The following is a 14,186-nucleotide window of genomic DNA, read 5'->3' as shown; positions in this document are numbered from 1 at the left end:
GGATCGCGGAACAATCGCTACGGGGATAGAAAAAAGCTACGGGGATAGAAAAAAGACAGGCAGGCCGGACATCACGAGGAAGGCCCGGCGCACGCCGGGCCGCGACGGGGCCGAACCATACGGGGAGCAAACTGGCTGGCACGAGCAGAACGAGATCGAAAATCGACGGCTGAATACCCTACCTCGAAAGAGGCGCTTGAGGACGGCGTAGCGATACGGCCGTCCATTTTTTTTGCCAACGCCCGGCCGCTCGCGCCGGGCGTTTCGTCGCCGATGCGCGCCGCCTCGTCACTTCGCCGCGGCGCGTCCGTCGATCGGCGTCGCGCGCGCGTTACGAGCGCACCGGCAGCACGAGCGTCGACTGCTTGTTCGGATCGAACTCGAACGTCACGCCGAAGCGCTCGCCCGGATTGACGGGCGGCTGATACAGGCTGTCGTACGTGTCGAGCACGATGCCGATGTGGTGGCCCGCCGGCACGTCGTACGCGGTCGCCGAAAACTCGATCGGGAAATCGATCGTCGCGCCCGGGCTCGCCCAGTGCACGGTCCGCGCGCCGTGCGTGATCAGCTTGCCGAAGCCGAGCGCGTCGACGTCGTACAGGTACGCGACGACCTGCGCGCGCGCCTGCGACGGCGTCGCGCGCAGGTTCAGCTGCGCGACGCCGCGCAGATGCAGCGGCTGCGCGAGCGGCGCGCCCTCGTAGCGCACGCCCGTCGCGAGATTGACGGTGGCGAGCTGATTGACGACGGGCGCGCCGAGGCTCTCGCCGAACGTCGACAGCACCGGAATCGGGCCGCTCGTCGCGGTCGTGTCCGCGAAGTTCTGGATCAGATCGCCGCCCGCGGTGCGGTTCGGCCCGCTCTGCAGCGCGCCCGACACGCCCTTCTTGCACAGGCACGACAGATCCCAGCGCAGCGGGCCGCGCGGCGCGACGTACAGCGTCTGCGCCTGCACGTTGCTCGCGGGCCACGTGTCGAACGATTCGCGCGTGTTCGTGAACTTGATCTGCATCGACACCTTCGGCTCCGTGTCGACGCCGTTCTGCACGCCTTTCAGCCAGCGGTCGAACCAGCGGTGCGCCTGGTCGTACGGAACGTTCGGCGCGCCGACGAGCGCGCCCGGAATCTCGGCCTGCGCATGGATGCCCGGATTCAGCACGAGCTTTTTCGGCACCGTCAACTGCGAGAACAGCTTCAGCGACGAGTTCGGCGTGAACATGTCGTCTTCGAAATTCTTGCTGATGAAGACCGGCGCGCCGCGGCGGTTCAGCGCGTCGAGATACGTCGACGGCGAGCGCACCCGCGCCCACGCGATGATCTCGTCCGCCTTGGCCTGCGTCGTGTTCGGATCGAGCAGCGCCTTCACGTACTGGTCGACGATCGGATCGAGCCGCCCCGTCACCTTGCCGGACAGGAACAGCACCGCGCTCCACGTCGCGTTCGGCGACTGCGCGCCGTAGAGCTGATCGGCGAGATCGCCCCAGCCGGAGAGCGCGGCCGCCGTCTTCAGCCGCTTGTCCTGCGCGAGCGCGAGGAGCGACAGCCCCGCGCCGTACGAAATGCCGCTCGCCGCGAGCTTGTCGGGATCGGCGGGCGTGTTCGCCGACACCCAGTCGAGCGCCGACGATACGTCCTTCACGTCCTGCGGGCTCGCGACCTCGACCTGCCCGCCCGACAGATAGAAGCCGCGCGCCGTGTACGCGAGCACGATGTAGCCGTCCTGCGCGAGCTTGCGCTGCTGGCCGAGATACTCGAAGAAATCGGCTGCGGCCCAGCTCGAGATCATCACGATCGCAGGAAACTTCTGGTCGGGGCTCGTGATCTTCGGCAAGAACACGTTCGCGGTGAGACGCGTGCCGTCCGTCGCCGTCACGGTCTGGTTGTTGACCCAGCAGGTGCCGTCCTTCGGCGAGCTCACGCCGGGAAACTGGAACGGCGTCGTGTAGACGGCCGCTTCGGCGGGCGTCGCGGGGCGGCAGGACACGCCCGCGTGGGCGAGCGAGGCGGCAAGCACCAAACTCCAGCCCCCAATGAAACGCGCAAGCTTCATGTATCTCCTCCAATTGCTCTTGGATCTTGTTCGGTCGGGTCGCGCCGCCGGCGGCCCGCTTGGCGGATTCCAGCGCGGCGCTGACTGATTGAGCCATTCGCCGAGCCGAGGGTCAAGGTGGGTGAAAGGTGCGAAAACGCCAACCGGCGGCGCGTGCGCGCCGCTTACCGTTTGAGCCGCGCAGAGGGTGTCCCATATCGCAATGCCGAGCCGCCGCCGCCGCGCTTCGTCGTCGTTTGAAACCGGTGCCCGCGCAAAAAATAAAGTAAACATTCGAAACGAAACGCCGAGTCGAGTCGAAACACGGAAACGCGATGAAAACGAACATCCGGCGCATTTGGCGCATTCGGCGCGAGCCGGCCGCGTCGAATCGGGGCGGGGTCGCCGCGCGAATCGTATGGCGCGGTGCAACGAAAACCTTGGTGGCGACCTAATTCGCACGCGGCCGGCGAATCGCCGGGGCCGTATCCGAAATGAATGCGATTTCGAGAATTTTCTTCAAGCAGATCGCAATACCGATTTTCATGATTCAGCCAAAATCAAACAATTGGCTATTTTTTAAAAATAAATCGTCATTGATTAGAGAGGCCATACCATGAAGTTGCCGTCGACAAAAAATAACTGAACCTATACTGATTTCGAAATCGCAAAAAAATCTTGTAGAAAAAGCGTTTGCCCCACGACATCCGACAAACGGCGCGCTGCGGCTAGAGACCGCCATCGCAAGCGTGCTTCGTCAATTAGCGCACCGTCGCGCCCGGCGTGCGTTGAATCATTGCACTCGAAGCAGCTCCGCGCCGCCTTGGTCCGCCCATCCGGCGACATCGCTCGCGGGCGGCGCGTTGCGCACGCGACGCCGCGCCACACGACAAGCGTTCGCCGCCGCCCTCCGAGATCCGGCCCGCGCGCGCCGGAACCGCTCGCCACCGGAAGGAAACTGGCAACGGCACCGCATCTCGACGACAGGAGTTCGACATGCACTCACTGAAACTGAAAATCACCGAGACCGACACCACGCACGGCAACCGCCCGCGACAGCCGAACGACGACTTGCGCAAGAACTGGTGGCCCGTCGCTTACTCGCACGACGTGGGCTCGACGCTACCGCACGGCATCTCGCTATTCGGCGAGCCGCTCGCGCTGTTCCGCAACGCGAGCGGCCGCGTTCAATGCTTGCAGGACTTGTGCCCGCACAAATCGGTGCCGTTGTCGATCGGCACGGTCGAAGACGGACACATCGTCTGCCGCTACCATGGCTGGCAGTTCAACGGCGCCGGCCAATGCAGCCATCCGAGCGGCATGTCGAATCGCATGGACGCGTGCCGATACAGCTATCCGGCGCTCGACGACGGCCTGCTGATCTGGATCTATCCGGACGCGTCGGAGCCGATCCCGTTCGTACAGCCGCTCACGCGCCTCATCGGCGACGACGCGCCATTGCCGGCCTGCTTCAGGGCGGACGTGTTCGACTTCAACCAGCCGTGGGATCTGTGGACGGCGGGATTCCTCGACCTGCTGCACACGAGGCACGTGCACCGCAGAAGCGTGGCGGGCGAGCGGCATCAGAATCTGCGCTATCACTACGATCCGGAGCTCTCGCCGGCCGCGACGCTCGCGCAGCCGCACTTGAGCGAATGGTACGCGGTCCATATCTATCTGCTGATCGTCCCCACGCGTGAGCATTCGAACCGGCACTTCCTGATGATGATGCCTTCGTCGAAGAAGCTCGCCACGCCGCTCGCGAAGGTGATCTTCAATCTGACGACGCCGCGCAAGGCGTTCACGAGCGCGATCGCCTACGAGGATTTCTATGTCGCCGAAAAGCAGTTCGAGCGCTTGCAGCAAGGCGCGAGCCGCTTCGGCATCGGCGGCACATCGCAGTTGTCCGACAAGTTCGTCGCGTGGTACCGCGAGCACTACAACGACAAGGTCTGGTTCAAGCGTTATGGCCCGGAGGGCGTCGTGCTTGACGCGCTCGACAACCTCGAAACCCGATTGACGCGCACGCAAAAGGACACCGCAGTCGAGATCGCGTCGATGCAAAGCGGGCTGCGCTGGAACGTTCGCGACATCGGCATGGAATCGCAACTGCCGCGGCCGTTCACATGGGGCAAGCGCAAGCCGGTTGAATTCGCGGTGCAGCGCTTGCGCGACTACGTCGGCATCGCGCTGCAGGGCAAGAAATGATTCGCGTGCGACGCTCGCCGCGCGGAGCAGTCCGGCCCGCGCGCATCGCGGGGCTCGCCGGGCCGCTCGCGCGCGGCCGATAGCGCGTCTTCTCGAATCGCCCGCGCGCCGCTCCGGCCCTGGGCCTCATCGATCGGCCAACGCGCGAGGCCGCCTCGGACGAATCGTCGCCGGTTCGCTCGCCGGCGGGCTAGCGCGCCGATCGGCGCGCGTCGGCCGGGGACGCGCGGCAGCCCCGAGGCGCGCCCCGGCGCGCGTTCCGCACAAGCCGCCGCGACGCCGTTTGCCGTTCCCGACACCATCCCCCACTCGAACAGGGAGATCGCCATGGCCCAATCACTCGACGTCGTGCTGACGGATTTCCGTTCCGAACAATTGTCGCCGCCGATGCCGCAGGCTCGATCGCTCGACTACATCGCATGGCTCATCGAGCAAAAGAGCGGCCGGGAATCGAGCCGCTTTGAAGTCGAACGCGACGATGTCGATGTCGGCGACGCCGTCCGGACCGATCTGTCGTCCTACATTCGCGATCGCGTCTGGCATTATGGCGTCGCGCCCGAGCACATCGGCCACCGGCAACTGCACGCGCTTCCCTCGTCGACCCGCTTGAACGGCGATCCGGACACGTGGGACCGTGCGGTCTTCAACGAAGTCGGCGTCGAGTCGCCGCGCGGGCGCGGGCTCGGCGAGCGCCTCGACTACTTCGCGGAAGTCGCCGACACATGTTTCGAGCGCTTCTACCAAAACGAGCGCGAGGCGCCGGACGACATCATCCATGTGAGCTGCTCCGGCTACCTGTCGCCGAGCGCCGCGCAAAAGCTCGTGTCGCGCAAGCGCTGGCTCTCGACGAACGTCACGCACTCGTACCACATGGGCTGCTACGGCGCGTTTCCGCCCGTTCACATGGCGTCCGGTTATCTGTCCGCCGCGCATTGCCTGCTGCCGAAACCGAAGCGCCGCGTCGACGTCGTGCACACCGAGCTGCTGTCGATCCACGGCGACTTTTCGGATCTGTCGAGCGGCAACCTCGTCACGCTCACCCTGTTCGCGGACGGGTTCATCAAGTATTCCGCGTATCGCGGCGACGAAGCGCGCCGCCGGCACAAGCGCGGGCTGCGCCTGCTCGCGGCGGAAACCGCGATCATCGAAGCGTCGACCCACGAGATGACCTGGAAGCCCGGCGAGCACAATTTCGAGATGTATCTGTCGCGACGCGTGCCGCTCTACATACGCGACGCGATCGCGCCGCTCTTCACGAAGCTGTGCGGCCAATGCGGAATCGACTTCGCGCGCGAGCGCAACGCGCTGCTCTACGCGATCCATCCCGGCGGGCCGAAGATTCTCGATCATATCGTCGCGAGCCTCGGCGTCGATCGCGCGCGGATGCACTGGAGCTGGGACGTGCTGAAGCAGTGCGGCAACATGTCGTCGGCGACTGTGCCGCACATCTGGCAGGCGATGCTCGGCGACGACGCGGTGCCCGTCGGCGGCAAGATCGTGTCGGTGGCGTTCGGACCGGGGCTCACCGCGACATCGCTGCTGTTCGAGAAGATCGACGGATGAGCGGCGCCGGCGGCGGGGTGCCCGTTGGCAGGTTCGTACGTGCGTCCGCGCGCGAAGCGCTGTCGCCCGCCCCGGCGAGTCCGCCGCAAACGCATGCGGGCGACGCCGCGAATCCGCTCAGCCGCCCGCGCCCCGCGCGTGCGCGAGCGCGCGCAGGTTGCCCTCGCCGAAGCCGTGATGCCCCTGCCGCTGGACGATCTCGAAGAAGATCTCGCCGGGCCGCCGCTTGACGAAGGTCTGGAAGAAAAGCCGCGGCACGCCGTCGTCGCCGATCTCGCCGTCGACCAGTATGCCGCGCGTGCGCAGCGCGTCGACGTCGATCCGGCAGCCGGGCAGCCGCGCGTCGATCTCGTCGTAATAGCGCGCCGGCGGCTCGACGAACTCCACGCCGTTCGCGACGAGCGCGTCGGTGCACGCGAGGATGTCGTCGGTCGCGAGCGCGATGTGCTGAACGCCCTCGCCCGGATGGTCGGGCAGGTATTCGTGCATCAGCTCGGTGCGCCGCGCGCCCTCCTCGTACACCGGAATCCGCACGTCGCCGCACGGCGACACCATTACCCGCGATTCCTCCGACACGTGCCAGTTCGCGTTGAGCTCGTGGATCTCGCGGAAATGCAGCAGATCGCGATAGAAATCGAGCCACTCCTGCATCCGGCCGCTGCCGACCGTCTGCGTCAGGTGGTCGACCTGCCGCAGGCCCGTGCCGACGTAGTCGAGGTCGGCCTGCGCGGTCGCGACGTCGATCGGGCGAAAATCGACGTCGAAGATCGAGATGTCGCCGACGCCGCCGCGCAGCCCGCCCCGCCCGCGCCAGCGGTCGACGAAATGGATGTGCGACGCGCCGATCCCCTGGATCGCCGGAATCGTCAGCTCGCCGACGCCGATCCGCTCGCCCTCGAACGCCCACGCACCGAGCTCGATCGCGCGGTCGAACGCGCGCTGCGCGTTGTCGACGCGGATGCCGATCGCGCAGACGCCCGTGCCGTATTCGTCCGCGTAGCGCGCGGCGAACGAGTCGGGCTCCGCGTTGACGAGGAAGTTCATGTGCCCCTGGCGGTACAGCGTGACCGCCTTGCTGACGTGGCGCGCGATCGCCTTGAAACCGAGCTGCCCGAGGCGTCGCGCGAGCGCGTCGGGCTCGCGCGACGCGAATTCGACGAACTCGAGTCCGGCCATCCCGAGTGGATTGTCGCCCGGCGGGCCGGTAAACGCGGGGGCGCTGGACGGGGAGCTGGCGGGGCTGGGCATCGGTGTCTCCTGGGCTGGCGGTAGATCTTACGCGACCTGCGATCGGCGCGGCCGTGCGCAATCGCGGCGGCGCGGCGCGACGGCGGGCGATCGTCGATTGCCGGACGGCGCCGGCAATTTTAACCAAATCGTTCACGATGCCAAGCGGTGTCGACGCGCGGCGCGCATCGGCCGCCCGCCCAGGGCCTGTTCACGCCGGCGACGGGCTTGCGCCGGCCTAGTGCAAACCCCGAAACCGTTCGATAATCGCACGCCTGCGTTCGATGATCGTTCATCATGACGTGCCGTTCCGTTGCTCCGAAGCCGCCGCCGCTCCTATGCTGCGTGTCAACCCGGCACGACGGCTTGCGCGAGCCGCGTCGGCCACGCCGCAGACGCGTCGCGGCCGCGGCGGCCATGCGCCGACGACAACAGGAGACAAGGAATGACCCCAGCATTTGACGCAGCCGGCGCGGTCGGCGCCGAACCCATCCACAAGAACCAGGCCCGCAAGGCCGCGATCGGCAGCTTCGTCGGCGCGGTCGTCGACTGGTACGACTTCCTGCTGTACGGCATCGTCGCCGCGCTCGTGTTCAACCACGCGTTCTTCCCGAACGTCGGCCCGACGATGGGCACGCTCGCCGCATTCGCGACGTTCGGCGTCGGGTTCCTGTTCCGGCCGCTCGGCGGCGTCGTGTTCGGCCACTACGGCGATCGGCTCGGCCGCAAGCGGATGCTCGTGCTGACCGTGATGCTGATGGGCTTGTCGACGGTCGCGATCGGCCTGCTGCCGAGTTTCGGCACGATCGGCTGGTGGGCGCCCGTGCTGCTCGTCGCGCTGCGCGCGGTGCAGGGCTTCGCGGTCGGCGGCGAATGGGGCGGCGCGGCGCTGATGGCGGTCGAAAGCGCGCCGCAGAAGCAAAAGGCGTTCTACAGCAGCGGCGTGCAGGTGGGCTACGGCGTCGGTCTCGTGCTCGCGACGGGCATCGTGTCGATCCTGAGCCACACGCTCGGCGACGCCGCGTTCCACGCGTGGGGCTGGCGGCTGCCGTTCGTGTTCAGCATCGTGCTCGTGCTGATCGGCCTGTGGGTGCGCGCGAGCATGGACGAATCGCAGGAATTCGTCGAGAAGGTCGAGCACGGCCGCCGCAAGCTGAAGCTGCCGGTGATCGAGGCGCTGACCCGCCATCCGAAGGCGTTCCTCTACATCGTCGCGCTGCGCCTCGCCGAGCTGTTCACGATGTACATCGTGACCGCGTTCGCGCTCAGCTATTCGACGTCGAACCTCGGCATGTCGCGCGACCTGTTCCTGAACATCGGCCTTCTCGTGGGCGCGATCAGCTGCGTGACGATCCCCTGCTTCGCGTGGCTCGCCGACCGCTTCGGGCTGCGCCGCGTCTACATCGTCGGCGCGCTCGTCGGGCTCGCGAGCGCGGTGCCGTTCTTCGTCGCGCTCGAGGCGCGCGCGACCGTCTGGATCGTGATCTTCTCGGTGATGCTCGCGAACGTCGCGCACGACATGGTCGTGAGCGTCCAGCAACCGCTCTTCACCGAGCTGTTCGGCGCCGAGTACCGCTACAGCGGCGCGGGCGTCGGCTATCAGTTCGCGAGCGTCGTCGGCGGCGGCTTCACGCCGTTCATCGCGGTCGCGCTCGTCAGCTTCGGCGGCGGCTCGTGGCACCTCGTCGCCGCGTATCTCGCGATCGGCTGCCTGATCTCGACGTTCGTCGCCGCGCGGATGCGCGCCGCCTGAGCGCCGGCGGCCGAACGTGCATGAAAAGCGTCCGTGAAACACCCATGAGCCGAGCATGAAGAAGACGCCGCTCGACAAGCGCGACTGGATCGCGGGCCTCGAAAAGGGCCTCGCGATCCTCGAGGCGTTCGACAGCCAGCACGCGCGGATGACGCCGACCCAGGCCGCCGCGCGCACCGGCCTGACGCGCACCGCCGCGCGCCGCTATCTGCTCACGCTCGAATCGCTCGGCTACGTGTACACGGACGGGCGGCTCTACGGGCTCACGCCGCGCGTGCTGCGGGTGGGCTGGTCGTACTTCGACTCGGCGCGGCTGCCGCGCACCGTGCAGCCGTATCTGCAGCAGCTGAGCGCGACGCTCAACGAATCCGCGTACGTGAGCGTGCTCGACGAATGGGAGCTCGTCGTGATCGCGCGCAACGGCGTGTCGCGCGTGATGACGACGGGCTTCGTGCTCGGCGCGCGCGTGCCCGCGCCGCTGATCTCGCCGGGCGTCGTGCTGCTCGCGTACAAGGACGACCAGGACGCGGTGCGCGCGTGGCTCGACTCGACCGAGTTCCCGCCGTTCACGCCGCACACGCTGACGAACCAGTCGCGCCTGCAGGAGAAGATCGACCGCGCGCGCATCGACGGCTATGCGTTGATCGAGCAGCAGTTGCAGGTCGGCGTGCGCGGAATCGCGGTGCCGCTCAAGAACCGCCAGGGCGAGGTCGTCGCCGCGCTCAGCACCAACATGCCGATCGGCGGCGAAAGCGCCGAAGCCGCGCTCGAGCGCGTGCTGCCGCCCCTGCAGGAAACCGCGCTCGCGATGATGAACGTGCTGTGACGTGACGCGCGTGCGCGCCGGATGTCGCGGGCCGTGCGCCATGCGCCGTGAGTCGTGAGTCGTGCACCGTGAGTCATGCGCCGTGAGTCATGCGCCATGGGTCGCGGGCCGAATGTCGCGCGCCGCCGAATGCCGGCTGCCGCGGCCGGAACGCGGCGCGCCGATCCGGCTGGCCGAGCCGTGCGCGCGGTTCGCCGGTCTGGGACGCCCGCTCGAAGGAGAGCCGACGACGAGGCCGGCGAATCATGGCGCGCGCGGCCCGGCCTTCGCGCCCGCCCGAAACGACGCGGGCCCGGCATCGCGCCGGGCCCGCCGATACCGCCGCCGTCACGGCGGCGATTCCCTCAACGGGAAAACGACCTCGCTTACTTCGCCTTCTCGGCCGTATCCGAGATCGCCTGGCCGCCCTTCGAAATGTCCTGGCCGACGCCCGCGATCGTGTTGCAGCCGGCAAGCGCGGCGGTCAGGATCAGCAGGGCGGCGGCAATCGCGCGGTTCATTCTCACTCTCCTTGTCAATGCGGGCGCTTGGCGTGCGACCGACGTATCCGAATCCGCCCGCGCCAAGGCGCGGGGACTGGTCCCGATTATACGGACGGGCCGCGCCGCACGGGGCAAAGCAATTGTTAAACGTGTCGCGGCTCGTACGGCGGCTTCGTGCGCCGCGCCGCCGTCCGTCATCCGTCATCCGTCATCCGTCAACTCGTTCGCATTTTCCGCTTGACTTCGGCCGCTGTCGACCTACCATACGCATCGCGTATATTTTAGAGAGCCGAGCCGACTGATGACCGTTCCTCAACAAGCGTTCCTGCGCGACGCGATGCGCCGCCTCAACATGACCCGCGACGCGTTCGCGAACCGCATCGGCATTAGCCGCCGCGCACTCGACACGTGGCTTTTGCCCGACGATTCGCAGGAATCTCGCGGGATGCCAGAAATCGTCGAGCGCTTCGTCTCCGAGATCGTCGCGCGCCCGGAATCCGCCGAAGTCTATACGCATCGCGTAGATGCTCCGCCGCCGCTCGCAAGCCAGTTTCTGTTCGAAGGCAAGCCGCAACTGCTGTCGGTCGACCAGTTCTCGCGCGACTCGGTCGAGGCGCTCTTTCGGGTCGCCGACGTGATGCAGCCGATCGCCCGCCGCCGCAAGATTTCGCGCGTGCTCGAGGGCGCGGTGCTCGGCAATCTGTTCTTCGAGGCGAGCACGCGCACGCGCGTATCGTTCGGCGCCGCGTTCTGCCGGCTCGGCGGCTCGGTGTGCGACACGACGGGCTTCACGTTCTCGTCGATGGCGAAAGGCGAATCGATCTACGACACGAGCCGCGTGATGGCAGGCTACGTCGACGCGCTCGTGATCCGCCACCCCGAGCAAGGCTCCGTCGCCGAGTTCGCGCGCGCGATCAACCTGCCCGTGATCAACGGCGGCGACGGCCCCGGCGAGCATCCGAGCCAGGCGCTCCTCGACCTGTACACGATCCAGCGCGAATTCTCGCGGCTCGGCAAGATCGTCGACGGCGCGCACATCGCGCTCGTCGGCGATCTGAAGTACGGGCGCACCGTTCACTCGCTCGTCAAGCTGCTCGCGCTGTATCGCGGGCTCAAGTTCACGCTCGTGTCGCCGCCGACGCTCGAAATGCCCGCGTACATCGTCGATCAGATCTCGAAGAACGGCCACGTGGTCGAGGAGACGCACGACCTCGCGGCGGGCCTGAAGGGCGCGGACGTCGTCTACGCGACGCGAATCCAGAAGGAGCGCTTCACCGACGAATCGTTCGAAGGCTACACGCCGGATTTCCAGATCAACCAGGCGCTCGTCGACACCGCGTGCGGCCGCGACACGCTGATCATGCACCCGCTGCCGCGCGACAGCCGCCCGGGCGCGAACGACTTGTCGACCGACCTGAACCGCGACCCGCGCCTCGCGATCTTCCGCCAGACCGACAACGGGATTCCGGTGCGCATGGCGATCTTCGCGGTGCTGCTCGGCGTCGAGCATCTGGTCCAGCACTCGATGCGCGACGCGACCTGGCGCCCGCCCGCGTATCTCGGGCCCGAGGACGCGACGTTCCACGGAATCGACTGATTCCGGCGCGCAGGGCGGCGCGCAGGCGGGTTCGCGCCCGCCTGCGCGTAGTCAGCCGCTTGTTCCTTATCTTTCAATCAGATAGCCGGTTTTTCGGCGATTGCTCAAGAAAACGTAACAAGAACGCTTCTCATTTATAAAAATATTCACTAAAATGGCGCCCGAAAACAATTTGTAATATTCGGGTGGGGTGCGTCGCGCACCGGCGGTTGCTTCGCCCGATCGAGTCACATCTGGCGAGGAAATACCACTGATGAAGCCGCGTTCCGACGAGTTGAAGCTCGGAAAATTCACCACCCTTTGCGGCGTGCTCGCCGCGAGCCCTGCGTTCGCGCAGGACGCCGCGCCGCCCGCCGCGACCGCCGATCACGACAAGGAACTCGCGCCGATCCAGGTCAAGGGCGCCGCCGAGCACAGCTACAAGGCCGACTTTTCCTCGTCGGCGAAATTCACCGCTCCGCTCGTCGACACGCCGAAGTCCGTCACCGTGATCCCGCAGGCGCTGATCCAGAACAGCGGCGCGGCGACGCTCACCGAAGCGCTGCGCACGGTGCCCGGCATCACGTTCGGCGCGGGCGAAGGCGGCAACCCGCTCGGCGATCGCCCGTTCATCCGCGGCTACGACACGCAAGGCAGCATCTTCGTCGACGGCATGCGCGACACGGGCGCGACGACGCGCGAGATCTTCAACACCGAGCGCGTCGAAATCACGAAGGGCTCGGACGGCGCGTACGGCGGCCGCGGCGGCGCGGGCGGCAGCGTCAATCTCGTCACGAAGGCGCCGCACCTCGGCACGACGGCCGAAGCGAGCGCGGGCCTCGGCACCGACCGCTACCGCCGCTTCACCGCCGACGGCAACTGGCAGTTCGCCGATCACGCGGCGTTTCGCCTGAACCTGATGAGCCACAACAACGACGTCGCCGGCCGCGACGCCGTCAACAACGAGCGCTGGGGCGTCGCGCCGTCGATCGCGTTCGGTCTCGGCACGCCGACGCGCGTGACCGCGAGCTACTACCACCTGTCGACCGACGACCTGCCCGATAGCGGCATTCCGTACTTCTACACGAGCTCGAACAAGCCGGCGAACGTCGACACGATCTATCCGGCCAACGTCGACCGCCACAACTTCTACGGCCTGATCGACCGCGACTTCCGCAAGACGACGTCGGACATCAGCACGCTCAAGATCGAGCACGACATCACGCCGTCGCTGACGATCCGCAACACGACGCGCTACACGGAATCGACGCAGGACTACATCTGGACGCAGCCCGACGACAGCCAGGGCAACGTGATCAACGGCCGTGTCTGGCGGCGCAACAACAATCGCAACAGCTCGATCAACAGCATCGCGAACCTGACCGAGCTGTTCGGCGAATTCCGCACCGGCCCGTTCAAGCACAGCTTCACGACGGGCATCGAGCTGTCGCGCGAATGGGGCAAGCGCGACACGTACACCGTCGCGACGGGCACCGGCAAGATCTGCCAGCAAGGGATCGGCGCCGCGTCGGGCTACAACTGCACGAGCCTGTGGTCGCCGAACCCGAACGATCCGTGGACGGGCTCGATCACGCGCAACAACGACTACGCGCACGCGCGCACCGTCACGAAATCGATCTACGGCTTCGACACGATCGAGCTCAGCAAGCGTTGGCAGGTGAACGCCGGCGTGCGTCTCGACGACTACTCGACCCGCTTCACCGACACCCGCGCGAACGGCGGCAAGACCTACACGCGCGACGACACGCTCTTCAACTGGCAGCTCGGCCTCGTGTTCAAGCCCGCGCAGAACGGCAGCATCTATGCGTCGTACGCGACGTCGTCGACGCCCGCCGGCATGCTGCTCGGCGAAGGCTCGGAGACGCAGTCGCTCACGCCGGGCCGCGGCGGCGTCGGCTCGAACGCCGACCAGCTCGCGCCGGAGAAGAACCGCAGCATCGAACTCGGCACGAAGTGGAACGTGCTCGACGACAAGCTCTCGCTCACGGCCGCCCTCTTCCAGATCGACACGACGAACGCGCGCGTCACGCTGCCGAACGACCAGTACGCGATGGTCGGCGACAAGCGTGTGCAGGGGCTCGAACTCGGCTTCGCCGGGCAGCTCACGCGCGCGTGGCAGGTGTTCGGCGGCTACACGTACATGAAGAGCGAGCTGCGCGACAACGGCAAGAACACCGCCGACAACGGCCACCAGTTCCCGCAAACGCCGAAGCACAGCTTCACGCTGTGGACGAACTACGACGTGACGCCGAAGCTCACGGTCGGCGGCGGCGCGTTCTACATGTCGAAGGTGTTCGGCGACACCGCGAACCTGCGCGCCGTGCCGTCGTACTGGCGCTTCGACGCGATGGCGCAGTACCGGATCAGCAAGAAGCTCGACGTCCGGCTGAACGTGAACAACCTGTTCAACCGCACGTACTTCGATCAGGCGTATCCGGCGCACTACGCGTCGATCGCGCCGGGCCGCTCGGCGTTCGTCACGCTGAACGCGCGCTACTGAC

Annotated in this window: 10 protein-coding genes; 7 read left to right on the top strand and 3 right to left on the bottom strand. The window is 66.8% G+C overall.

What is annotated here, in order from left to right; genetic code table 11:
- Window positions 1-331: 331 nt before the first annotated feature.
- The gene (locus tag WT60_RS26385; RefSeq protein ID WP_059581983.1) at window positions 332-2,050 is read right to left on the bottom strand and encodes a CocE/NonD family hydrolase; all 1,719 of its coding nucleotides are present in this window, start codon (window positions 2,048-2,050) and stop codon (window positions 332-334) included.
- 187 nt (window positions 2,051-2,237) lie between these two features.
- On the opposite strand from WT60_RS26385, the gene WT60_RS33995 reads away from it, so the two are divergent.
- The 3 genes from WT60_RS33995 to WT60_RS26375 all read left to right on the top strand — a co-directional run bounded on the left by WT60_RS33995 (window position 2,238) and on the right by WT60_RS26375 (window position 5,800).
- Complete coding sequence (locus WT60_RS33995) at window positions 2,238-2,612, top strand: hypothetical protein (RefSeq protein ID WP_145986882.1); 375 nt, start codon at window positions 2,238-2,240, stop codon at window positions 2,610-2,612.
- A gap of 413 nt (window positions 2,613-3,025) precedes the next feature.
- A complete protein-coding gene (locus tag WT60_RS26380) occupies window positions 3,026-4,237 on the top strand; it encodes a Rieske 2Fe-2S domain-containing protein (RefSeq protein WP_060356191.1) in 1,212 nt (403 codons plus the stop codon).
- Between the two features lie 327 nt (window positions 4,238-4,564).
- Complete coding sequence (locus WT60_RS26375) at window positions 4,565-5,800, top strand: 3-oxoacyl-[acyl-carrier-protein] synthase III C-terminal domain-containing protein (RefSeq protein ID WP_038745423.1); 1,236 nt, start codon at window positions 4,565-4,567, stop codon at window positions 5,798-5,800.
- 117 nt (window positions 5,801-5,917) lie between these two features.
- Here the strand turns inward: WT60_RS26375 and WT60_RS26370 are convergent, their stop codons facing one another.
- On the bottom strand, window positions 5,918-7,048 hold the full coding sequence (locus WT60_RS26370) for a VOC family protein (protein WP_060356192.1): 1,131 nt from the start codon (window positions 7,046-7,048) through the stop codon (window positions 5,918-5,920).
- Between the two features lie 424 nt (window positions 7,049-7,472).
- On the opposite strand from WT60_RS26370, the gene shiA reads away from it, so the two are divergent.
- Window positions 7,473-8,780: a shikimate transporter gene (gene shiA, locus WT60_RS26365; RefSeq protein ID WP_060356193.1), complete on the top strand. Its 1,308-nt coding sequence runs from the start codon at window positions 7,473-7,475 to the stop codon at window positions 8,778-8,780.
- Window positions 8,781-8,835: 55 nt separating this feature from the next.
- Window positions 8,836-9,606: an IclR family transcriptional regulator C-terminal domain-containing protein gene (locus WT60_RS26360; protein WP_038745429.1), complete on the top strand. Its 771-nt coding sequence runs from the start codon at window positions 8,836-8,838 to the stop codon at window positions 9,604-9,606.
- 365 nt (window positions 9,607-9,971) lie between these two features.
- On the opposite strand, the gene WT60_RS26355 is transcribed toward WT60_RS26360, so the two are convergent.
- Entirely contained in the window at window positions 9,972-10,106 is a 135-nt protein-coding gene (locus tag WT60_RS26355) for an entericidin A/B family lipoprotein (RefSeq protein ID WP_010109044.1), read from the bottom strand.
- 283 nt (window positions 10,107-10,389) lie between these two features.
- On the opposite strand from WT60_RS26355, the gene WT60_RS26345 reads away from it, so the two are divergent.
- Both WT60_RS26345 and WT60_RS26340 read left to right on the top strand, forming a co-directional pair.
- Window positions 10,390-11,685 carry an aspartate carbamoyltransferase gene (locus tag WT60_RS26345; RefSeq protein WP_038745432.1) on the top strand — a complete coding sequence of 432 codons (1,296 nt, stop codon included), beginning with the start codon at window positions 10,390-10,392 and terminating at the stop codon, window positions 11,683-11,685.
- Window positions 11,686-11,938: 253 nt separating this feature from the next.
- Window positions 11,939-14,185, top strand: a complete 2,247-nt coding sequence (locus tag WT60_RS26340) for a TonB-dependent siderophore receptor (protein ID WP_059581992.1) — start codon at window positions 11,939-11,941, stop codon at window positions 14,183-14,185.
- Window position 14,186: the final 1 nt, after the last annotated feature.

Origin of the sequence: Burkholderia sp. MSMB617WGS (assembly GCF_001532025.2) — a bacterium.
GTDB classification, from domain to species: Bacteria; Pseudomonadota; Gammaproteobacteria; order Burkholderiales; family Burkholderiaceae; genus Burkholderia; species Burkholderia savannae.
The sequence above is the reverse complement of the archived record's forward strand: the minus strand, read 5'-3'. Positions and strand labels throughout refer to the sequence as shown.

What these genes read in the sequence shown, in the direction of transcription:
- WT60_RS26385 (WP_059581983.1), bottom strand. Translation starts at nt 2,050, where the DNA reads ATGAAGCTTGCGCGTTTCATTGGGGGCTGGAGTTTGGTGCTTGCCGCC.
- WT60_RS26380 (WP_060356191.1), top strand. Translation starts at nt 3,026, where the DNA reads ATGCACTCACTGAAACTGAAAATCACCGAGACCGACACCACGCACGGC.
- WT60_RS26375 (WP_038745423.1), top strand. Translation starts at nt 4,565, where the DNA reads ATGGCCCAATCACTCGACGTCGTGCTGACGGATTTCCGTTCCGAACAA.
- WT60_RS26370 (WP_060356192.1), bottom strand. Translation starts at nt 7,048, where the DNA reads ATGCCCAGCCCCGCCAGCTCCCCGTCCAGCGCCCCCGCGTTTACCGGC.
- shiA (WP_060356193.1), top strand. Translation starts at nt 7,473, where the DNA reads ATGACCCCAGCATTTGACGCAGCCGGCGCGGTCGGCGCCGAACCCATC.
- WT60_RS26360 (WP_038745429.1), top strand. Translation starts at nt 8,836, where the DNA reads ATGAAGAAGACGCCGCTCGACAAGCGCGACTGGATCGCGGGCCTCGAA.
- WT60_RS26355 (WP_010109044.1), bottom strand. Translation starts at nt 10,106, where the DNA reads ATGAACCGCGCGATTGCCGCCGCCCTGCTGATCCTGACCGCCGCGCTT.
- WT60_RS26345 (WP_038745432.1), top strand. Translation starts at nt 10,390, where the DNA reads ATGACCGTTCCTCAACAAGCGTTCCTGCGCGACGCGATGCGCCGCCTC.
- WT60_RS26340 (WP_059581992.1), top strand. Translation starts at nt 11,939, where the DNA reads ATGAAGCCGCGTTCCGACGAGTTGAAGCTCGGAAAATTCACCACCCTT.